Source organism: Bacteroides faecis (genome assembly GCF_020091505.1).
Lineage (GTDB): Bacteria > Bacteroidota > Bacteroidia > Bacteroidales > Bacteroidaceae > Bacteroides > Bacteroides faecis.
Map to the genome: position 1 here is coordinate 2,542,267 of NZ_CP081916.1, position 23,167 is coordinate 2,565,433.

16 protein-coding genes are annotated in these 23,167 nt (G+C 44.7%); 8 read left to right on the plus strand and 8 right to left on the minus strand.

The window, feature by feature from the left end; all coding sequences use genetic code 11:
- Window positions 1-123: 123 nt before the first annotated feature.
- On the minus strand, window positions 124-1,383 hold the full coding sequence (locus K6V30_RS09735) for a DUF3874 domain-containing protein (protein WP_371441454.1): 1,260 nt from the start codon (window positions 1,381-1,383) through the stop codon (window positions 124-126).
- Between the two features lie 391 nt (window positions 1,384-1,774).
- Here K6V30_RS09735 and K6V30_RS09740 point away from each other — a divergent pair, with 391 nt between their 5' ends.
- From K6V30_RS09740 to K6V30_RS09750, 3 genes are all read left to right on the plus strand, one after another.
- Window positions 1,775-2,413, plus strand: a complete 639-nt coding sequence (locus K6V30_RS09740; protein WP_010536836.1) for an HU family DNA-binding protein — start codon at window positions 1,775-1,777, stop codon at window positions 2,411-2,413.
- A 221-nt stretch (window positions 2,414-2,634) separates the two neighbouring features.
- A complete protein-coding gene (locus tag K6V30_RS09745) occupies window positions 2,635-2,970 on the plus strand; it encodes a type II toxin-antitoxin system RelE/ParE family toxin (RefSeq protein WP_055270346.1) in 336 nt (111 codons plus the stop codon).
- Window positions 2,954-3,256, plus strand: a complete 303-nt coding sequence (locus tag K6V30_RS09750) for a helix-turn-helix domain-containing protein (RefSeq protein ID WP_055270350.1) — start codon at window positions 2,954-2,956, stop codon at window positions 3,254-3,256. Before K6V30_RS09745 ends, K6V30_RS09750 begins: the two co-directional genes overlap by 17 nt.
- Window positions 3,257-3,364: 108 nt before the next feature.
- Here K6V30_RS09750 and K6V30_RS09755 read toward each other — a convergent pair whose 3' ends face one another.
- Together K6V30_RS09755 and K6V30_RS09760 are read right to left on the minus strand one after the other, a co-directional pair.
- Window positions 3,365-4,822: a DUF3868 domain-containing protein gene (locus tag K6V30_RS09755; RefSeq protein ID WP_010536838.1), complete on the minus strand. Its 1,458-nt coding sequence runs from the start codon at window positions 4,820-4,822 to the stop codon at window positions 3,365-3,367.
- 12 nt (window positions 4,823-4,834) lie between these two features.
- Window positions 4,835-5,404 (minus strand): DUF3575 domain-containing protein, encoded by a 570-nt coding sequence (locus K6V30_RS09760; RefSeq protein WP_022302092.1) that lies wholly within the window; start codon window positions 5,402-5,404, stop codon window positions 4,835-4,837.
- 495 nt (window positions 5,405-5,899) lie between these two features.
- Between K6V30_RS09760 and K6V30_RS09765 the strand changes: the two genes are divergently transcribed.
- The 5 genes from K6V30_RS09765 to K6V30_RS09785 all read left to right on the plus strand — a co-directional run bounded on the left by K6V30_RS09765 (window position 5,900) and on the right by K6V30_RS09785 (window position 13,384).
- The gene (locus tag K6V30_RS09765; RefSeq protein ID WP_224207285.1) at window positions 5,900-6,535 is read left to right on the plus strand and encodes a DUF5033 domain-containing protein; all 636 of its coding nucleotides are present in this window, start codon (window positions 5,900-5,902) and stop codon (window positions 6,533-6,535) included.
- Window positions 6,536-6,844: 309 nt separating this feature from the next.
- Entirely contained in the window at window positions 6,845-10,996 is a 4,152-nt protein-coding gene (locus K6V30_RS09770) for a response regulator (protein ID WP_070612477.1), read from the plus strand.
- A gap of 48 nt (window positions 10,997-11,044) precedes the next feature.
- A complete protein-coding gene (gene truA / locus K6V30_RS09775; RefSeq protein ID WP_022302094.1) occupies window positions 11,045-11,803 on the plus strand; it encodes a tRNA pseudouridine(38-40) synthase TruA in 759 nt (252 codons plus the stop codon).
- Between the two features lie 20 nt (window positions 11,804-11,823).
- Complete coding sequence (locus K6V30_RS09780) at window positions 11,824-12,723, plus strand: DMT family transporter (RefSeq protein ID WP_010536843.1); 900 nt, start codon at window positions 11,824-11,826, stop codon at window positions 12,721-12,723.
- Window positions 12,724-12,733: 10 nt separating this feature from the next.
- A complete protein-coding gene (locus K6V30_RS09785) occupies window positions 12,734-13,384 on the plus strand; it encodes a DUF3256 family protein (RefSeq protein ID WP_022302095.1) in 651 nt (216 codons plus the stop codon).
- 27 nt (window positions 13,385-13,411) lie between these two features.
- On the opposite strand, the gene K6V30_RS09790 is transcribed toward K6V30_RS09785, so the two are convergent.
- The 5 genes from K6V30_RS09790 to K6V30_RS09810 form a co-directional block, all read right to left on the minus strand.
- Window positions 13,412-14,506: a phosphotransferase enzyme family protein gene (locus K6V30_RS09790; protein ID WP_022302096.1), complete on the minus strand. Its 1,095-nt coding sequence runs from the start codon at window positions 14,504-14,506 to the stop codon at window positions 13,412-13,414.
- A gap of 28 nt (window positions 14,507-14,534) precedes the next feature.
- Window positions 14,535-17,909, minus strand: coding sequence for a glycoside hydrolase family 2 TIM barrel-domain containing protein (locus tag K6V30_RS09795; RefSeq protein ID WP_055270302.1), 3,375 nt, complete (start codon window positions 17,907-17,909; stop codon window positions 14,535-14,537).
- Window positions 17,910-17,932: 23 nt separating this feature from the next.
- Window positions 17,933-18,823: a YitT family protein gene (locus K6V30_RS09800; RefSeq protein ID WP_010536847.1), complete on the minus strand. Its 891-nt coding sequence runs from the start codon at window positions 18,821-18,823 to the stop codon at window positions 17,933-17,935.
- Between the two features lie 108 nt (window positions 18,824-18,931).
- Window positions 18,932-20,335: a Gfo/Idh/MocA family protein gene (locus tag K6V30_RS09805; RefSeq protein WP_010536848.1), complete on the minus strand. Its 1,404-nt coding sequence runs from the start codon at window positions 20,333-20,335 to the stop codon at window positions 18,932-18,934.
- Between the two features lie 233 nt (window positions 20,336-20,568).
- On the minus strand, window positions 20,569-23,142 hold the full coding sequence (locus tag K6V30_RS09810) for a M60 family metallopeptidase (protein ID WP_055270304.1): 2,574 nt from the start codon (window positions 23,140-23,142) through the stop codon (window positions 20,569-20,571).
- Between the last annotated feature and the right edge of the window lie 25 nt (window positions 23,143-23,167).

Below are 23,167 nucleotides of genomic sequence, written 5' to 3' on the forward strand. Positions count from 1 at the left end.
TGTTGGGATTCAGCTTGTTCAGCCTTGCCGTATCCCTCTGTTTATCGGCATTTCGGCTGAAAGCACTACCGGGAAATAAAAAATATTGCTTTCAGTGCTTTCAGCCGGGATGTTAAAATTGACTTATCGGCGTACCACCAAATATACATTTCCGTATTCCGTGTGCTTCCGTTCTACTCCTAGTTTTATTAAGACTTGTGCCAGGTGGTTCGGATTGAAACCTCGTAGAGCGGCGGCATTCCGTTTCTTCAGTTCTTTATAAATGTCGGCTGCGGAAAGTTGCAAATATTTCTCTTCTGCCGAGGCATCCATGCGGAAACAACTGAAAAATACATCTTCGGCTGAGCTGGTGCGATAAAAGGGAGCATTGTTCTGTTGAATTTCCCGCTCCGTTTCTTTGCTGAACCAATACGGATGCCCGTCGGCAAGCTCCGCCTTCAGTTGGGCAAAAATCTGTTCGTGCTCGATTCCCTCACAATCTATCGGCTTTTCTACTTCCACACAGAAGAAACGACGGCTGCCTGTCGGATCACTCATCAGATCGAAACGGTTCGAAGTTCCGATAAAAGAAGCGATACGTGGCAAGTCCCGAAAATTACGTTGGTAAGCTTTGCAGACGTGGAGGCTCGACATCTGCATCAGATTTTTCAGAAGCGGCATCTTCTTTTCCGCATATTTGTCGAATTCATCCAGATTGATGAGTCCCATTTCTGATAGAAGCCGTTCTGCCTGTCCTTCTGATGTCAGTTTCAGATTGTCCATATAGTAACGTTGCAGCACTCTGGGCATCAGAGACTTGCAGAAAGTTGACTTCATCCGTCCCTGTTCAGCACTTATCAGGATGGGGGCTACGCTGTTGGCATGGACGCCCGTTTTTCCTGTCCATTGGGCGGCAAGTCCCAGCATCCATGTGTGGAATCCCTTTATCCATAAGGGCAGGGCAGATACACGCCGGGCAAGCGGAGTCAATCGGTCGATGCCGTCCCAGGGAGGCAGTTCGTCCATGTAAAGCCGGAAGGGATGGTACTCTCCGATCTGAGTGGAATAGATGTAGCGGCTCACATCTTTATCCCAGCAGGAGATACCTTCCGCATGAGCTTCCATGCAGAGCGTGTTCAGTTCACGTTTCCCGATGGGACGGAATTCTTTGTTGGTTCCGCTTAATGGGCGAAATTCGGTTTCTTCCGTCAGTCGGTTGTAGCGGAAGTCATAGTTGGCCCGCAAAAAGGAGTTTACCCGCTCCGTCAGGCAGGCGGAACCATTGGAGGGCTGCTGCTTCGCTTCGGGCATAGCGGGGACGGGGGGTTCCGGTGCTGCCGGCAGGGGAGGGGCTTCCGGAGATTTGACTTCAGTGCTGCCGGTAATGGCTGCGGCGTTTGGCATAAATACGTTCTCTGTTTTCCACGCCTTTATCAGCATGGCAATCATTTGGGTTACTTTTTCCATCATATCTGTTGTTTTTTATAAGTTTCGTGCATCAAAGTTACCATCTGAGGATAGGGGTTTGCAAGTGTTTCCGCAAGAATCTTCCAAGTACTTCTGTTTATGAAATAGCGTAGGAAACATTAGGTTTTCCTGCCTTTATGTTATAACTTTGGAGCCGCAAACATCAGAGGCTAATGAAGATTAGCTGAACAGCTATCCTTCATTAGTCAATCGGCTAATCTCCATTAGCCGGGCAGTCATAGTTCGTTAGCCGTTGAAGATGAGGCTTCTTTCATCGGAAGTTTCTATAGGAATAACAGATCAGAAGTACTTATATAAAAGAAAAGCTATGGCTATATTATTTGACTGGTATGAGAATCCGGTATCACCGGACCAACCGAAGAAAAAAAGATTCCATCCTCGTATTGCTTACAATGGTCAGGTCGATACGGACGAAATCAGGAGTAAGATTCAATCCCGCTGCACGCTGAACGAGGTAGATGTGAGGGCAGTGCTGGATGCGCTTTCGCAAGTAATGGGAGAGGAATTGGGCGAAGGACGGCAGATCCATCTGGACGGCATCGGGTATTTTTATCCCACGCTGACTGCTACGGAAGAGATCGCTGCCGATACCCCACGCCGGAATATGAAAATAAAGTTGAAAGCGATCCGCTTTCGCTCGGATCAGAAATTGAAAAACTCAATCGGATTAATTAAGGTAAAGCAGCTGAAGAAGAATTTTCATTCAGCCAAACTGTCGGAAGTGGAAATTGACATGTTGCTGAAGGGATATTTCAGTACACATCAGATGATGCAGCGCAGCGACTTCCAGGCATTGTGCGGCATGTTGCGTTCTACGGCTATGATTCATATCCGGAGAATTTGCCGGGAAGGTAAGTTGCAGAATATTGGTCTGCGCAATCAGCCGATCTATGTGCCTGTCCCCGGATTTTACGGGACATCCAGAGATCAGCCGACGCTCCGGTGATTTTTCGGCTGAAGGGGCTGAAGGCCGGAAGGTGTCATTTTCGATGGGTGCTTTCAGCCGCTTTTGCCCGTTGGCAGGCGGTTGTGGAGTGTGGCTGAAGAGGCTGAATCATCTGAATATAAAAAATGCACACTATGAATATTCATGTTGGTGAGTGTTAAATGCTATAAATAAGAGAATTGCAAGTTGTTATATATGTAAACTTTGACTATATTTGTATGATGAATAGCGAAAGAGAAATTCTATATTATAAAAAATACTTTATAGACTTCTTTATGTCATTAGATGATGGCGCAAAGAAAAAAATTGCTTATGTACTTGATATGCTTAAAACTCAACAGCGGTTAAATAAAAACTTTGTGAAGTTAGTCCGTGATGGTGTGTATGAGTTAAGAGCAGGGCACAATGGAAATATTTACCGGGCTTTTTTTATTTTTGATGAAGGTAATATCGTGATGCTGTTTAATGGCTTTCAGAAAAAAACACAGAAGACGCCCGAAAGTGAGATTGAAAAGGCAGTGAAACTTAAAAATGAATATTATGCAAGTAAACCCTAACGTTGGAAGTATGGATGCTGTATTAGATAAACTATACGGCAAAGTAGGCTCACCGGAGAGGGAGGAGTTTCGTAAAGAGGCATACTCTTATTGTGTGGGACAGTTGATTTATGATGCACGAAAGCAGGAAAGAATGACACAAGCTCAATTGGCTGAGAAAGTAGGTACTGACAAATCCTATATATCCAGAATTGAGAAAGGGGCTATTGAGCCGGGAGTTGGACTTTTCTTTCGTATCATTGATGCGCTTGGTTTAAAAGTAGAGATTGTTAAACCAATGATATAATATAAAAAACGCACTGCCTTCTCAGGTGGTGCGTTCCTGTTTGTTTTTGGGTTTTAAATTATTAATAATAAAATTATTGGGGTAAAAACAAAACTTGTCTGTGTCTTATTATTTTGTGGGATAATTCTTCTTTCTTTTTAATTCTTTCAAGTTTGCGTCAGCCTGAGTAGCAAGACCGGCTGCTTTGGCTGCATTGAAATATTTCTCCGCTGCATCATAGTTGCCTTCCAGCAGAGCGATGACTCCCAGGTTATTCTGTGTTTCTGCTGCTTTCTGATCAGCTTTGGCGAGATGCTTCTTGGCTGCTGTCAGGTCGCCGCCTTTTTGAATCTCCATGGCCCCTGCGTTCAGGTTGGCAATAGGATCGTCCGGGAACATGGTGGCTGCTACTTGGAATGAATGGTTGAACTCTTCGCTTCCCGGCTGGCAACTTTCTGCGATCCGGTAAATTTCCTGCAGGCTCAACAGTTGCGGACGTGTCTTGATAATCTCTTTGGTCTCTTCAAGATTGAATCCGCGCACGGTATAGTTGACCGTGTAATCTGAATGGCGCAAAGCCGGATAACATTCTTCCAATATGTATTTATAGGTTTGCGGACCTGCCAATTGGGCGATTTGACGTTCTTTCTTGTCTATATCCAACGTGGAATCATCCATCAGTTTCAAGATATCGTCTTTCTTCTCCAATGAAGATGCCACGATAAACTTGCGGAATCCGTCCCAGTCTTCGGAAGTATATTCGGAAGTAATCAGTTTCGTATCGAACTTGTAATAACTGGTCACATAATCTACCAATGCCTGTGTACGACCTTTCGCCAGTCGGGTATTGTTGGCATAACTGCCTTCCGGTGACGCATAACCGTGAATTCTTATACTGCTAAGTGTAGTCTTGTCATCATTGCGTACACTGTCAATGGTAGCACGTATTTTGGCCAGCTCTGCTGTGTTACGGCGATACTCCGGATAAATGATAGTCTTGTTGACCGGGAAATCAAGGAAGGCACTTCCTTCGATGGCACGGTGCTTCACGGCTTCTGCCTGTGGGGTGATATAAGAAATGGACGGCTGTATCTGCAGGGGTGAAATGTTCAGACGGGTGATTAATTCACCACCGGTCTCCTCTTGCAGGTCGCAGCAGCCGCATACATCAATATTCAGTTTCATTTCCGCATCGCGCATCCATGCTTCGAACTGAAATTGTTGCCGGTAGTTTACAATCTGCTCTTTGTTATGTTTACGACGGATGGTGCTGTAAATGCTCTCCGGAGTCGGAGTTATATTATTGCGGCGATTTACTATTTCACGTTTGCGTCCGTAAACTACGATAGACGGCAATATCTTGGTACGTCCGTTTGATTCGAGAAATGGAGTGAGTGTAGCTACATGATTGGAGGAGAGTTTCAGATTTTCCTGCATCACGATATCCATATCGATGCTTAGCACATTATTATCTTCATTACGCGTGATAGATTCTTTTTCTATACGCACCTGATCTCTGTAGAGTGTCTGCGCTTTCCCGCCCAATACAGGCAGCAGGCAGAAGAGTATGCATAATATCTTTTTCATATTTGTTTTGTTTTAGAATAAATAGATTAAACTGATAGCAGCTTTTGTAGGACCTACATAGTTTTTATGTCCTTCGCTTACTTTCTCACCGCATGTCTTGCATTCGAACTGCTCGTACTTGACACGTGCATAACCTACACCGATATTTCCTTCCAGATTCCAATGCTTGGCGAGAATCCACTGGTAACCGTAGGAAATGCCTGCACCATAGAAGTGTCCTTTGAAGCGGTGGTCTTCCAGTTCCGGCCAGATGCCCCAGGGCATATTGATGGCGGCAGCCTGATAAACGCCTCCATGTACATGGAATCCCACGAAATGTCCGTTGAACTTGTCGCAGAACCAGTAGCGGAGTTCCGGCTGGATGGCGAGCATCTTCATCATCTTCTGATCTTTGTATTTCCACGGATTATAGTTGGCATACAAGTCCAGAGTTAACTTCTTACTCAGACCGACTTCGGCTCCGAGATTGATCATTTTCATCGCGTCCATTACAAGATTCGTTTTCACTCCGACTACCTGGCTATATAATAAGGTAGAAGCAAACAAGGTAACGAACAAAAATAAGATTCTTTTCTTTTTCATCGCATGATGGGTTTTGTTTGTTGATGCTACAAAAGTAGCTGTTATCTGAATAGACGTTAATTGGTGGATTCATCTTTCTTTTCTTCGCTTGCAATGGAAATTAATAAGTGAAGTGGTAAATCATTCTTTTATAGGTGGTGTATAATTCATGGGTGATAGATGGTGTTTTTATCGCCTGTTTTGAATGATTTGCAGATGAGTGGTGTTTTAATACTTGCATATCTTATTCAAACGCTTGAATAAGCTGTATTCCCTTCGTTAAAGAGTGGTAATTCATTCATTTTTCCTTCTAAAAAGTTTTTTCTATTGAATAAAACACCTATGTTTGCAATGTACAAACAAATAAGGAAAGACAAATAAGACAACTTAAGTTTAAAGATTCCCTCCTAAGGAACATGAGCAAATAAACAATAAGAAGTGTAAAATGACCGCGAACTGGCAAACAACAATTCGCAAGCAAGTTAAACAAACAAGTAATAATTAGGAGGAACTAATATGAAATCAATTAAATTCTTTTTCGCATGTGTATTGGCATTAACTTTTGTAGCATGTTCTAATGCTGAAAGTGATAGTTTTGAAGACAACTCTTCAAGCTTTGAATCCATGATATCTTTATATGGTATACAAACTGCAACTACTGATTCAAAAGTAGGCGATGTACCTTCTGTGACTGCAGAAGAAATGGCAAGTGTACTTGAAGCACCTCGTCAGAACGGAAATACGGTTCGTAACTGTGAATCTGAAACTTCCGAAGGATACTACGGTACAGGTAGTGACAGAAAAGAAGTAAAGATGACCGCCGAATATCAGGCCCGTACCAGAAGCGGTGCTTTCGTAGAACAATTCGCATTGTGTGTTTCACTCAACTTTAATATAGATAAAGATGCCGTATACTATATAGGTACTACATATTCTTCTTCAACTGATCTGTTCAACTGGCAAGGTTACGGAGCTTCTTTATCTACCACTGCCGAAGGCAGCAGCGTATTCAGTTCAACTTCTTATCTTTATTTCCGTGTGAGCGACCAGAACAATTGTCTCGTAAAGGTTCCGGTAAACTTTAAAGGCAATTACAACTTTAAAAACAATCAGGGAACTTATAGCTTTACTCTTTCCAAAGCAGCCAATTAAAATACTACACTAATTGATTGATTTTAGGTATTACGTTACAATATATACAACTATATAAGAGGACTCCTTGCGCCGTGCAAGGAGATTCCATCAAACTAAAAGAGGAACCAAACAGCAAACAATAGTATCGCTTTAGTCATTCAGACAATTAAGAAACAAACAATGAGGAGCCCCGCCGATTCTTTTACGGATCGGCGGGCTTTTATTTTATTGTGAATTATTGCTAAAAAACAGTTGTTATACGGTTTGCTAATGATTAAATTATCTATCTTTATCTGCCAATACACATAAACAAAATACAATTAAGATATGAGGAAGTTCTTCTTTCTGTTGCTACTGCTGACGGGTTTTCTCCCGACATACTCTATAGATATCCACTGGGACCTGGAACCGCTAGTCATTAAAAACGGAGTCGGAAATAATACAATTTATCATGTTTGTTATGGAAGCGAAGGCTTTATGTGGTTCTCCACCGATAAGGGAATCTCCCGTTATGACGGCTTCAGATTCCGTGATTATCCCCTTATTATGAGCATCGACTCTCTCTCTGTTCCTCTGCATCAGGCTGTAAAAACGCTGAAGGAAGCTCCCGACGGTTTATATTATGCTTTACTTTATCAGGGAGGAATGACTTGTTTTGACAAAGAGATTGAAAAATATTTGCCTGTACGTTTTGACCGGCCATTGAAACTTAAAGAGATTCATGATTTTTGTTGGTATGACGGAAACTTGTATCTGGCTACTTCGCAAGGATTGTTTGAATCACATCCCATCCGTAAGAAAGAAGGAAAAGATGATTTTGTACTCTGTACATTGAATCCCGAACCTTTGATAAAAGGGAAAGTTGCCAATCTTTGTACGGACGGAAAAACAAATCTGTATTTTTCTGTTGATCGTGAAAAGGTGATGCATTATGATTTTGTAACGAAAAAGAGTGCTCTGATCAGAGAATATAATGTAGTGAACAGACTCTTTTTGCGGCAGGGATATTTGTGGATTTGCAGATTATGGAATGACATTGTATGTTATGACCTTAAAACGCATAAGGAACGGGTGATCTCTCTCGAAGGAGGTGATCAGTCGGATTTCTCCAATTCATATGTCACGGATATGGTGATGAAAGATAAGCAGACATTTTATCTGACTACTTGGGACGGATTATACAAATTGCATTTTGAGAACCAGTATTTGTGTGAGAGTCCGTTTACTTTGACACTATTGACGCAGAATGAGAAAGCATTCCATTCGAGAATTGAAAATAAGATGACCAGTCTGCTATGGGATAATAAACAGCAGATTCTCTGGGTGGGTACCTTTGGTGGCGGAGTGGTGAAATTTGATATCAGCGATAGTATGTATAGCCGGGTGCGGCAGATTTTTAAGTCCAGAGTAGACGGTATAGTTGAAGATTTGAAAGGATATGTCTGGCTGACGGTGACTGACGGGGGCATTATGAGAAGTACTACTCCGATGCTTTCGATGGATACACATTTTGAGCCTTGGAAAAAAGGGCCCGGTTTCTCCGGGCATTACCATATATATAAAGGTAGGAACGGAAATATCTGGCTGGGCAATAATTTCGGAGAAGTAGTCGTTGTCAATCCGCTTACGGAAGGCATAGAAACTTTTCAATTGAAAAACAGCGAAGGCGGGAAAATGGAAACAATTATTCATTGTTTCTGCCTGGACTCCTGGAACCGTTTGTGGGTAGGTACTTCGAATGGATTGATACAGGTTGACCCGAAAACTCACGGATGTAAGAGTATAAGACTGCCCGGTGAAATCAAGAGTGTATTTGCAGTAGCCGAAGATAAGGAAGGTAATGTGTGGATCGGTACAGACAAAGGACTGAAGAGGATTGAAACGACCGGTAACCAGATACGGGTGGAAGGAAACTACGAAAAGGAGAACGGGTTGGAGGAAGCCGGTGTCCGTACCATCTATGTGAATAATTATAATCAGATTTATGCGGCTTATCTGAATGTCGTTGTCCGCATCGACGGAAGAGAAAAAGAAAAAATAGAATCGGTTTATACCCTGCGGAACGGATTGACAAACGGACACGTCAGTTGTATGGTCGATGATCATATCGGAAATACCTGGGCAGGAAACAATGTCGGCGTGATGACAATCAGAAACGGACAGGAAGCTTTCTATAATTATCTGTCAGCGGGAAACTGTAGTGCGGTATGCCGTTTGAATGATGGGCGCTTGCTATGGGCGAATTCGTGGGGACTGATTTTCTTTGATCCGTCTGCTACGAAAGGAGACAGCGGCAAGAAGCATCTGATGCTGACGGACGTGGAAGTCGGCGGAGAAACAGTGCTGGCCGGAGAGAAACGGAACGGGCAGATAATTCTGTCTGTTTCTCCGGAAAGGCAGGAGAAGCTGGCGTTCGCTTCCGATAATAATGATTTTCATTTGTACTTCTCCGACTTGCGCTACGGACTGGCACAGCGCAAAATTGCCTATCGTCTGCTTCCAGTGGATAAAGACTGGAAGATGATACCACTTGCGGAAGGTTTGTGGTTCAATGGATTGTCTGCCGGAAAATATACTTTGCAAGCAAAACTTGTTTTCCCGGATGGAAAAGAGGGAGAGTTGATCGAGATTCCTCTCGTAGTGAAGGGCAAGTGGTATCAGACGATATGGGCTTATATCATATATGGTTTGTTACTGCTCGGATTATCTTATTTCTTCTATGGCTATTTCAGAAAGAGGGATCAGCGTAAACAGATGCATCGCGATCGGGAGATGATATTGAAGGAAAACCTAAACATGGAAAAGTTGAAGCGGGAGCAGAAGAAAGAGATAGAAGCGATGAGGAACCGCTTGCTTATGCTGTTTGTGCAGGAACTGCGTACTCCGTTGTCGCTTATCATCGCTCCGCTGAAGGATTTGCAGAAAGATAACTTTCAGATTTCGAAATTTTCTCTGCAAGTGGCATACCGGAATTCACTTCGTATGGTGGATGCTTGCGACCAGCTAATGTCGGTATATGGACAGGGAGATCTGGAAGAAAAACTGAAGGTTGCTCCGTATTCGGTAGACAAGATGATCGACAGTTCTCTTTTGGGTATCCGAGATCTGTTGAAGGCATACACCATTGATTTTCATTGCGAGAAGAGAATCAAGAAGGAGACGGAATTCTATGTGGATAAAAAGAAGGTCGAATTTATTATTCATAATCTGCTGACGAATGCTTTCACTCATACGCATTATGCAGGAGTCGTTTCCTTATCTGTCTGTGAGATCGTAAGTGACAACAGGCATTATGTCAGTCTGGTAATAGAAGATAATGGAAAAGAAAAAGTGAGAACCGCCGAACAACTGATGAGAGAGGATGAGGGATTGGGGCATGATTTATCAGCTGCACAATTAGGATTCACTATCATGCAGCAGATGGTGGAAGCGCATTTGGGAACGATTGCTCTTGAAAGTGCCGAAGGAAAAGGTACGAAAGTGACGGTGAATCTTCCTGTCGACAGAGCTGTCTTCGAAAATAACCCGAATATTCAGTTTACCGATCCGGAGGAACTGCCGGATGTGGCAGAGCCGGCATCGGCTGAAGAACCATCGAAACAGGAGGTGATAATAGAGGATACAGAAGTAAAACAAGATCAGCAATTACCACTTTTTACGGAGGAGACGCCTGAAGAAGCAGCACCCTCTGCAGTGGGTGGAAATAAAAAGACGATATTGATTGTAGAAGACCATAAAGATATCCGCCTCTATCTGAAAGTGCTGTTTGGCAATGAATATAACCTGCTGATGGCAACGAATGGTCAGGAGGGGGTAGATATGGCAATCAAGGAGATGCCCGATTTGATTATCAGTGATGTTATGATGCCGGTTAAAGACGGCTTTGAATGTTGCCGTGAGGTAAAGGAGAATCCGGAAACATGCAGTATTCCTTTTATTATGCTGACAGCGAAGGTGGAGGATGATGACATTATTCGCGGATTAGAGTTGGGTGCGGATGATTATGTGCTTAAACCTTTTACTCCGGGCATTCTGAAAGCGAAAGTCAGTAATCTGATTAACGGTCGCCAGACATTGAAGCAGATGTATACGAAATTGTTCAAGTTGCCGGGAACAGATACGATTGCCGCGAACGAGCAGGAACAGACGGGTGAGGAAGTGAAGACGGAAGATCCGTTTATCACAGCCGTTATCAAAATTGTAGAAGAGAATATTTGCGAGGCGGACTTCAGTGTGAAGAAACTGGCAGCGGAAATGAATATGAGCCAGCCCACTCTCTACCGAAAAGTGAAGCAAAGTACCGACTATACCATTATAGAACTGATCAGAGGTGTACGTATGCGTCGTGCCGGAGTGCTGTTGAAAACGAAACAATATGCGGTGCAGGAAGTGGCCGAAATGGTGGGGTACAATGATATCCCGACGTTCCGCAAACATTTTGTAGATGCATTTGGTACGACTCCTTCGACGTATGAATGAAAAAAATGACTACTTTTGCACTCGAAAACCCTAAAATAAGGAATCGGCGTGCAAAGGTATTTTATTTATTTGGCTTATGATGGAACCAACTATCACGGTTGGCAGATACAACCCAACGGGAGTAGTGTGCAGGAATGCTTGATGAAAGCTTTGTCTACTTTTCTGCGTCGTGATGTGGAAGTGATAGGTGCCGGGCGAACAGACGCGGGGGTGCATGCCTCGCTGATGGTGGCACATTTTGATCAGGAAGAAGTGCTCGATACAGTGACCGTTGCCGACAAGTTGAACCGTCTGTTGCCTCCCGATATTTCTGTCTACCGTATCCGCCGGGTGAAACCGGATGCGCATGCCCGTTTTGATGCGACTGCCCGGACGTATAAGTATTATGTGACGACTGCCAAATATCCTTTCAACCGTCAGTATCGTTGCCGTGTGTACGGGGCATTGGATTATGACCTCATGAATGAGGCGGCACGAACGCTGTTCGAATACATCGATTTTACAAGTTTCAGTAAACTGCATACGGACGTAAAGACCAATATCTGCCACATCTCCCATGCCGAATGGACAAAGATGGAGGGGGAAGATACCACTTGGGTATTTACCATCCGTGCCGACCGCTTTCTCCGTAACATGGTGCGTGCCATCGTAGGAACACTGCTCGAGGTAGGACGCGGCAAACTGACCGTAGAAGGTTTTCGCAAAGTGATAGAACAACGGGACCGTTGCAAAGCCGGAACTTCCGCTCCGGGAAATGCGCTCTTCCTTGTCAATGTGGAATATCCGGAAGAAATACTTAATACCTGATACTTAATACTTATTTCACCATGTGGTTATTATTAGCTTTTCTCTCGGCTACTTTGCTGGGATTTTATGATGTATTCAAGAAACAGTCGTTGAAAGATAATGCGGTGTTGCCTGTATTGTTTTTGAATACGCTTTTCTCCAGTCTGATTTTTCTGCCGTTCATTTTGGTATCGGCATTCGAGCCTGATATCCTTGGGGGAACCATTTTTAATGTTCCCGTTGCAGGGTGGGAGCAGCATAAATATATTATCATCAAGTCGTTTATCGTGCTGTCATCGTGGATATTCGGTTACTTCGGAATGAAGCACCTGCCTATTACCATTGTGGGGCCCATCAATGCTACTCGTCCCGTGATGGTGCTTGTCGGAGCGATGCTGGTATTTGGCGAACGTTTGAATCTTTACCAATGGATCGGAGTAATGCTGGCAGTAGCTTCCTTCTTCATGTTGAGCCGTTCGGGTAAGAAAGAAGGAATCGACTTCAAACATAACAAATGGATTCTCTTTATTGTCTTGGCGGCAGTGATGGGAGCCATCAGCGGACTGTATGACAAGTTTCTGATGAAACAACTGAATCCGATGCTGGTGCAATCGTGGTATAATGTCTACCAGCTCTTTATTATGGGAACCATCGTGTTCCTCCTCTGGTGGCCCAAACGGAAGTCAACGACTCCTTTCCGCTGGGACTGGACCATCATCCTGATCTCCGTTTTCCTTTCGGCAGCGGACTTTGTCTACTTTTATGCACTGAGCTATGACGATTCCATGATTTCCATCGTTTCGATGGTGCGTCGGGGAAGTGTGATTGTGTCTTTCATTTTCGGAGCGCTCTTCTTCCGTGAAAAGAATTTAAAAAGCAAAGCGATTGACCTTATCCTCGTGTTAATCGGAATGATATTCTTATATTTGGGGTCTAAATAATAAGTACAATATGAAATCAAATAAGATAACTCTTGCCATCGTATTTTTCGCCATCGGTCTGTTCTCTTTTACCTCGCTGCAGGCACAGGAAGCCAAGACTTTTTTTATCAATATTCCGGATTCACTTTGTCCCTTACTTACGAAGGTGAATCGTGAAGACTGCATCGACTTCCTGAGCAGCAAGATGAAAGCGCAAGTGGAAAACCGCTTCGGACAGAAATCGGAAATGACCGACCTGAGCAAGGACTATATTCGGATGCAGATGACACCGGAAACCAGTTGGCAAATGAAAGTATTGGCTTTGAATGATACGACAAACGTGATTTGTACAGTAGCTACGGCATGTGCTCCGGCATGTGACAGTAGCATCCGCTTCTATACAACGGACTGGAAACTGCTGACTGACCATTCATTCATTACCCTTCCGGTCATGAGCGATTTTCTGATAACTCCCGACTCCACTTCCATATATGAATTTGATGAAGCCTCCCGTTCGGCAGATATCTTATTGATGAAAGTGGAACTGAGCAAAGAAAACACAGAACTGACAGTCACTCTGTCCACTCCCGACTATATGTCGAAAGAAACGGCAGAAAAACTTAAACCGTTTCTCCGCCGTCCCATTATTTACCAGTGGAAGAATGGAGTGTTTACCAGATAAACTCCCCTCCATTCTCACATTTATTTTTCATTCTTCATTTCTCAGACAGTTGTTGATGAATGCGGTCATTTCCGGGGTATGTTCTTCTACACTTTGGAGTAGTTTGAACTGTGCTTTGGTACGAACCAGATTATGTTCGGGATATTTGATTTTGTAGTAAGTATCGCCGTTGATGTAATCGGCAAGGAAACGTACGCATTGCATATAAGGGAATAAGGCAGCAGCATAAGGCAGATTCTCTATTTCAATAGGAGTGAGGAAAGACTTGGCACCTTTCAGATATCCTTTGGTGAATGCCTTGAATATCTCCATATTGAAGTTTACACGATCCAGGTCTTTGTCATCTTCATCGCCGGTATTGGCACCTGTACGGAGGAAATCGCCGTAGTCGGAGAAGATGAAGCTTGGCATTACCGTATCCAGATCGATGACGCAGAGTACTTTTCCGTCTTCATCAAACATCATGTTGTTCACTTTCGTATCGCAGTGGCATACACGTTTCGGAAGCTTTCCTTCGCGGTACAGGCGTTCTGCCTTACACATTTCATCCGCACGTTTTTCTATCTCGTCCAGATAATACTGTACTTCGGCTACTCGTCCGGCAGCATTGGCAGCGACAGCATCACGTAGCTGCTTGAGACGGAATTCCATGTTATGAAAGTCAGGGATGGTTTCTCCCAGCGTTTCCGGAATGTCGGCAAGCATAGCCTGGAAGTTTCCGAAAGCCTCACCTGCATAATTGGAATATTCGGGGTTTACGGTCTCATACGTTTGGGCACGCGGGATGAATACCATGACACGCCAGTAGCTGTCTCCGTCGAACCAGTAAGTCTTTCCTTCTCCGGTTTCGAGGAAAGAGAGAACTTTGCGGTCGATATCTGTTTCTCCGGCTTCGGTCAGTTTCTTGCGGATATGTCCGGTGACTGCGGCAATATTGGCTTGAAGCATTTCTACATTCTGAAAAATGGTATGGTTGATGCGTTGCAGAACATAGTCGGGGGCGTCTGCTTCTTGTGTATTCACTTTGTATGTGTCATTGATGAGTCCTGCTCCCAAAGGCTTGATTTCGGTGATAGTGCCTTGGGTGTTGAACTTAGCTACAATACTTGATAAATCTTTCATGAGTCTTTTCTTTAAATTTATACTAAGGTTATCGATAATCATATTGGGCGGCTTCGGCAGCCTGACTGCCCGAGCGAACCGGTACCAGGGTGAATCCCCAGTTATATTCGCGGTTGGCGGGAATCTGGTGGAAAGGTTCGGGACGTGCTCCCCAACTGTCATAACCGCCTACTCCCTGCTGCTTCATGTCGACACAAACTTCGACGAAGTCTCTCGGAATGATGTCATTGACGTGATGCATTCTGCGCAATACGTTGCGGGCGGCATTTTCATCGTGATTGGCTACCTCTTCCGGGCTGAAGTTATTCCATTGATAGGGGTGGGGCAGTGCTTCTTCCGAGTCGAAATCCTCGATGGAATTGCGCAAAGCGTTGAAACCCACCAGGCTGTCGGCTACGATGGCAAGTCCGCTTCCTTTGTTGGGAGACAGGGTGAGCCAGCGTGTATCCGTGTGGTGCCCGTTTTCCTGAGGACGTACGTAGTTGAAGTACATCTTGTCGGCAGTAGTCTGATAGACACCTACTATGGTTCCATGATTGCGGTCGATGTAATTCTCTTCCGGACCACGGCCAAAATACTGCACGTTGTTCATCCGGGCCGGCAGACGGAAACGTACACCGATGCGGGGAACTTCCAGCTTGGAAGCAGCTTTGCGGGCTGCATCACTTCCGGGAGTGAAGGTAGCCATGCGGGTAGCTTCGGAAACTTCTGTCTCGGTGGCCTGCATGTCGGTAGAAGTAAATCTGGCATTCACATTCACCACTCCGCTCGGGTATATCTTATAGGTGACAACGTACAGATTGCCGGCTGCCAAGAGATAGGTAGCCTGCAACAGGACAGCTTTGTCTTCTGTACTTACCTTCGTATCTGTCACGTGGAAGTCTTTGCTGGACTGTTTCCATACGTGGAGGCGTTTGGGAGCACCGTTACCGTAATCGTTGTCGTTAGGCGCACGCCAGAAATTGGGCTGGATGCCGAATCCGTCTTTGAAGTATTCTGTTCCGTCCACTTTGTATGAGGTGACCAGGCCGCTCTTCTTATTGAATACGAAGTTTACTTTTGAAGAAGAAACAGTGAGTTCATCTCCTTGGGTATGGGTCTGCAATGCGGGTCCGTTTGCTTTATAAGTATTCTTTTCGGCTTCGACAGGCAGACGGAACTGATCGTATGCGATTTCGTATCCTGCGGGAATCAGTGGTTCCGGCTCTACCGCTATTACGTTGAAGTTAACGAAATATTCCGTTCCCGGACGGGCCTTCAGACCATTGACCGGTACGGTAAACTCTTTCGAGGCTTGTGGAGCGATATCCAGTGATACCTTTCCGCTTCTGACCGTTTTTCCGTTGGCTACTACACTGTAGTGTATCTGGTATTTTTTCAGGTTAGTGAAATAGAAACGATTGGTTATGTTGAACTTGCCCGATGCGGCATCGATCGCTTCAAAACCGATGTTCTGATGTACATACTTCACTTCTGCCATTGCCGGATGCGGACTACGGTCGGGGTTGACCAGCCCGTTGCAGTTGAAATTGCCGTCGCTGGGGGCATTTACTCCGAAGTCGCCTCCGTAAGCCCAGTATTCTCTTCCGTTCTTGTCTTTTTGGAGCAGGCCCTGGTCTACCCAGTCCCAGATGTATCCTCCCTGAAGGTTCGGATATTTGTAGATGGCTTGCCATTGTCCCCACAGGTTTCCGGTAGAGTTGCCCATCGCATGCGCATATTCTGACGGAACGACGGGGCGGTCGCTGCCATTCTTACCGATATCTTCCAGCCAGTCGGCTCCCGGATATTGCGGTACGTACATATCGGTATTCCATTCCCACTGGGCACGCTCATAGTTTACGGGGCGTTCCATGATGTTCTTGTCAGCTTCTTTCAGCCAGAGGTACGTCTGGTAGAAGTTGTATCCGTTTCCGGCTTCATTGCCTAACGACCAGAAAGTGACGCTGGGGTAGTTCTTATTGCGTTCGAACATGTTGATCGTACGGTCCATATGTGGTTTCAGCCATTCGGGATTGTTGCCTAATGAGCCGCCTTTGCGAAGGTCGTAATACATACCGTGGCTTTCGATATTGGCTTCATCGTACACGTAAAGGCCATATTCGTCACAAAGTTCATAGAAACGGCGGTCCTGCGGGTAATGGCAGAGACGTACACTGTTCAGATTATGCTGTTTCATCAGTTCGAGGTCCCGGCGCATCAGTTCCTCAGTGACGTAATGTCCTGTTTCCGGGTTATGCTCGTGGATATTGACTCCTTTCATTTTCAGGGGTTGCCCGTTGATGAACAGGCATACATAAGGTTTCCCGTTGGCGGCTTTCCGGTCGATTGGTTTGATCTCGATGCGGCGGAATCCTACATTGAAAGGAATAATCTCGTTGACTTTGCCGTCCTCTTTGACAGTCATCATCAGTTTGTAGAGGTTCGGTTGTTCCGATGTCCATGTGCGGACGTCTGCCAGATTCTTGTCAAAAGAAAGGGTGCGTGTCTCGTTGGTGGGGACATAAGTTGTCTTCTCTTCGCTGGCAACTACTTTTCCCTGAGCGTCGAGCAGTTCATATACCAGTGTAAGATTGGTTGCAGCCGGACGATGATTCCGTAAATCAACGTTCAAAGCGAATACTCCGTTCTTATAGCTGTCATCCAGAGTTGATTTCACACGGAAATCCTTCAGGGCAGCTTTGGGCTGTGAATACAGGTATACATCCCGTTCAATGCCGCTGATACGCCAGAAGTCCTGACATTCCAGATAAGATCCGGTGCTCCAGCGGAAGATTTTCAGTGTAAGTACATTCTTGCCCGGTTTTACGTATGGGCTGATCAGGAACTCTGCCGGATTTTTGGAATCCTCGCTGTATCCTACTTCCTGTCCGTTGACGTATACATATACTCCCGATTTGGCTCCGGCGAGGTGGAGGTAGATATCACGTTCTTGCCAATCGGCAGGGATGTCGATATCACGGCGATAGACTCCGACGGGATTGGCTTCCGGAAGTATGGGAGGCTGCGGATGGCGTGCCTTGAATTCATAACCGTGATTGGTGTATATGGCCACTCCATATCCTTGTACTTCCCAGTTGCCCGGAACCTTGATATCATTCCAGGAGTCAGTGTTCACGGAAGGATCGGTGATATTGGCCGGAAGATCTTTGTAACTGTCTGCAAAGAAGAACTTCCAGGTGCCGTTCAATAATTGATAATAATTGCTTTTCTCAAACTTTCCGGTCAATGCGTCTGTCCGGTTGTCGTACGTCATGAAAGAGGTACGCGGATATTCTTTATTGACCGATACGACTTGTACATCCTGCCAGTAAGGTTTATCGGATGTTTTTTCGGCCATAGCGCCTGTTGTTAACAGAGAGAATATTCCTGCCAGTAATAGGTGATATGATCTATATTTCATGTTTCTCAATCTTGTTTCTTTATTTATTTTACTTTGATGTGGTCGAAGCCTTCTCCGTAAACTCCGATAACGGCACTTTGCGATACAAATGCGTTGGGGTCGATATCTTTGATCAGCCGGAAGATGATGGTAGACTCCCGCTTTTTGGCAAGTACAAACATCATTTTCACTTCTTTGCCTGTATAGAAGCCGGTTGCATTGATAATCGTTACTCCACGATGAGGGTACTCGTTGATGTGTCGTCCTATCTCTTCATACTTGCCGGATATGATGAAGAACTGGACGGACTGACGTGCACTGTTCACTACCTGGTCGAGGACGAAACTGCAAATGTAAAGGGTTGCAAATCCGTATACTACTTTCTCCCAATCCTTCAGAACGAAGTAACTGGAGGTAATGATAATCATATCGCAGATCAGTATGACTCTTCCCAAGGTGATATCCCGATACTTGTTGATGATAGCGGCAATGATGTCCGTACCGCCGGTACTTCCGTTGGCGCAGAAGGCGACTCCGATACCGCCGCCGCAGAACGATGCTCCGATGACGCATGCCATGAAAGGCTGGTCCTTAAGAAGGGCGACGCCGGAGGTCAGTTGCTGGATAACGGAAAGGAAGAAAGTCAGGGTAAATACTCCGAAAATGGTTTTAATACAGAACTTTAATCCCAACAGCTTGAGGGCAAGCAACAATAAGAAAAAGTTAATGCTGAAATATGTATACTGTACCGGGAATCCCGTTGCCCAATATACAATAGATGCAATACCCGGCACTCCGCCCGTCGTAATGTCGTTGGGGAGTAGGAAAACGGTCCATCCGATGCCATATAGTATCATACCTACGGCGATCATCACATAATCTTTGGCTTCCCGAAGGATAGTCTGTCTAGAGGGTTTTAAAATATCTGCTTTCATATAGGTGATTATAATAATCAGTGGAGCGCCGAACATAAACTTACGGATAACCCCACTTTTTCTCAGTCGGGCTATCCGTAAGTTTACATATTAATAAGGTATAATGGCTTATTCGGCAAAAGCATGTTTGTAGCCTTGCACTTTATTCCATCCGCCACGGGTGAAATCGGGTATTTCTACCGGAGCAGAACCATTCTCGATAGAAAGTCGGGTCAGCTCAGCCATGCAGCACCATTCTGCCAGGTCATAAACGTCCATATCGAGTGGCAGGCCGTTGCGCAGGCAGTATACCAGACGATAGTCCATGATATAATCCATACCACCATGACCGCCTACTTTCTTGGCAGTTTCTTCCAGTTCTTTGTGAATCGGGTCTTTGTATTTAGCCATCAATGCTTTTTTCACATCTTCGGATACGGAACCGTGTGCATTCAGCTTTTCGTGATTCGGTACATCATTTGAGTCTACTTGCGAAGGTCTCAGACAGTATTCTTCAATCGGATATTTGCTGGCATAACCATCTGCTCCGACCACTTGATACATGCGGCTGTAAGGACGTGGTGTCATTACGTTGTGCTGGATCAGCATTGTCTTGCCATTCTCGGTACGGATGAGAGTGGATGTCTGGTCGCCGTTCTGGAAGTCTTTCACTTCTTTTCCGGTTTTCTTTTTGATGTATGCAGGACCGTTCACAGGCTTGGTATCCATAGATACTAACGTTTTCATGCGGTCGCCACGGTGGATATTAAGTACCTGACAAGCCGGACCCATGCCGTGAGTGGCATATACATCGCCACGGTGCAGTTGGTTGTAATCCATACGCCAGTTGTTCCAGTAATACGGCCAGAAGTCTTCCAGATTGTGGATATACGCACCTTCTACATGAAGTACTTCACCGAATACACCTTGCTGTGCCATATTGAGTGATGTCAATTCAAAGAAGTCATATACACAGTTTTCCAGTTGCATACAATGCTTGCGAGTCTTTTCGGAAGTATTGATTAGTTTCCAGATTTCGTCCAGTGTCATGGCAGCAGGTACTTCGATAGCCACATGCTTACCGTGCTCCATAGCATATACACCCATTTCCGCATGGTGTTTCCAGTCGGTAGCTATATATACGATGTCGATGTCATCCCGTTCGCAGAGTTTTTTCCATGCCTTCTCGTCTCCCGCATATGAAGCGGCTTTAGGCAGACCGGCTTTCTCCAGAATCTTTTGTGCACTCTCGACACGTTCGGGGAGGAGATCGCACAAAGCTACGATTTGAGTTCCCGGAATATGTGTCCAGCGTTCAACGGCACCGGGACCACGCATTCCTAGCCCGATAAAGCCTACACGGACAGTTTCAAGTTTTGGAGTGACAAGTTGGATAACGTCTTGCTGATTTGCCGGACGAGCCGGAGTTTCCACTTTAATCGGTGAGAATTTTGCTTTTGTCTTTTGAGCAAAACTGGTCTGGCAGGTCAACAATGCAAGACCGATGAGTGTGTTAAGTAGTAGTCTCTTCATCTTTCTTTTAGGTTTTTAATTGGGGGTTATTAATTGGTTTTTCATTTCGGTGTCAAAAATACTAATTAATTAATCAATCTGGTGTAATTATTGTAGATATTTTCACTGTCCATTCATCTTTTTGGTAGAAAAAGAGTCTCACTATTTCCTGCGCTATCGTGATATTTTCGGCATCGCCCCATGTTGGGCGATGCCGTTTTTATAGCTGCAATGTGTGTTAAGTTAATTTGTTCTTATAACAAAATACGTTTTCCGTCAGCTTGTACGGCGTATGTTTTGGCATTTACCATTGATACGGATGATGGAATCTCGAAAGTCGTGAAGGTAGAAAAATAAAGTAATTTTCCGTTTTCATTATTTTCTCTGATCTCGAAAGCAACCGCTTCATCTCCGTTTCGGATGGAAACCTTACGTCCCGTTATCTCTGCCGTGATTGTTTTGGTAATCTTCTGGTTTTCTTTGAATTGCGTGTAGTATCCGACATCTCCGACTGCCGAATAACGGTAGTCATCCGATGGGAATTCACTTTTCTTCCTGTCTTCGATGTACTGGAAAGCATGTTTCGGAGCAGGGAATTGTGCCATGTATTCTTTGGCTTCACGAATCATCGCGTCACTTACATAGTATTTGTATGTTCCGTACTGCTCGATAGTGGTATTGACAGGCTCGAAGAATCCCCACATTTCGAAAAAGTCAGTCAGATTCTCGTTGGCGGCTTTGCTTGCCATTTTAGCAAACTCAAGTTGTTTCTTTCCGGGGTCTTCTCCTTCGGTCATATTCACTTCGCGCATCAGTTTGAAAAGAGTTTGCCAGAAATCAGTCTTATATTCACAACGGTGATAGTAAGTCCACAATTGCCAGTTCATTCTCATGTGAGTTTCCGTATCTTCGTTCTGGTGGGTCGCGTCTCCCATGTTGTACCATGCCTGGCCATTGGCGTAACGGGCGGTTGCAACGCTTCCCAGTCCGTTGCCGCGCGATTTGTATTTACCTAATTTATAGATAATATAGTTGGAGAACAGATTGTTGGATGATTCCGTAGAGCTGGCCCAGTTGATGGCGGCCTGATGAACATGTCCGATTTCATGGGCAGGTCCCCATGCGTTGTCTTCCGCTGCCATTACATTATCTTCTAGCAGTATATTACCTAAATAGGTATAAACAAATCCGATTTGATAGTCGGATGCCCACATATAGCTTCCTTCCGGTGAGATGGCAAACAAGTGGTTGTTGACCTGCGATGGGCGTACATCATCGATTCCCATTAATTCTTGTTGCCAGCTGACAATGTTATCCCATAAATGGATGGCAGAGAGGATATTGTTCGGTACATATTCCAGCAATTTGTTGCGGTGGAAATAGAACATGATCTTTTCTCCGCGTATGCAGAAGTATTTGTGTGTTGATTTCTTTAACAGTTCAGCGTACTTTTCGTCTGTCTTATGTTCTTTCAGGTCGAAGAAGCCGTTTACTGTACCACTTCCCAGAGGTATGTGAATCTTGATAGGTTTTGCTGAATTTGAAGCCAGGTCGGTGTTGTACATGACAAACAACTGGCCTTCTCCTTTCATTGTCAGTTTGTTGACGCCGGGGGTTAGCATATAGACATCTCCTGAAGAGGCTGTTTGTTTGTATTCGGTGCCCGTTTCCCAGATACACTGCACTGAAACGTTCTGTCCGTATGTGTCACCTACCAATACAATAACGTCATCTCCTGCTTTCACTGATATGCCGGTCGGATTGTCGAGATCACTGTATTTCTTGGTCATTAGTTTGTCTGCCCACTCGGCGATATTACTGTATGGCTCATAATTACGGATACGGAATTCTTTTTCCCATTTGTCGTATGTGTTGTCGCGGACTGCTTCTGCTATTCTGACGAAGTAGTCCGGCAGAGCCTGTATCTGCTCATCGGTGACATTGTCTTTTATTTCCGTACAGGTGATGTCGGTGAAGACGGTAAGCAGCTGTTTGTCCAGCGTTTTATCCGTATTGGTCTTGTAAAACTCCATTTCGTCACAGCTTACAAAATCTCCGAGTCCGCTTAAGACTTCGAACTTGATTCCAGTCGCTTTTATGCCTTCTGAAAATGAGACTTTGGATGGAGCGTTCTGCTCTTTAAAGTCATATTCTCCTTGCAGTGTATAGTCCGACCGGTCGGGGCTTGTGGTTGTATATACATTGACCTTTCCGAAATTTCCGTTACCGGATCGGGTATAATAAATTAAGTAGTTTATTTCTGTATCTCCTTTGAAATAATATTCCAGCGTGACAGGGAATTTGGCGGATTGTCCCCATGGGGTATGGAAAGGATCGGCACCATCAGTCGAAAATTTGCCGTCATAGGTGTTCTCAATATCTTGTCCACTCTGATGTTCACTTGCTTTGCCACCGGTTGGAGTCACCTTGATGTCTCCCTCTACAATCACTTCACCTTTAGCATATTGGTTGACAGTGATGGTATAGGTTGCAGTGGTCGATGTAACTTTTATACTGGCTGTTCTTTTGGCCTCGCCTGTATTTTCGTTCACTGTAATTTTCAGGAAGGTTCCTTCTGCCGCTGTTTTTTGTTTCGAGCATTGCAACCAGTTTGCCTCATAAGAGACATTCCATTGAGTTAACTCCAGGGATGTGTTGATTGGGATCTGGACAGATGTACTCGATTTGTCCAGATTCTGTATCAGGTACTCTTCGTTGATACTGAAAGAGGGGGTTATGAGTGATTTTTCGCTATCCTTACATGCCAGTGACACTGTAAATAGGGAAAAAAGGGCTAATAGGTTAATAAGAAATCTTTTGATTGTCATCTTTTTGCAGTATTAGTTTTTAAGA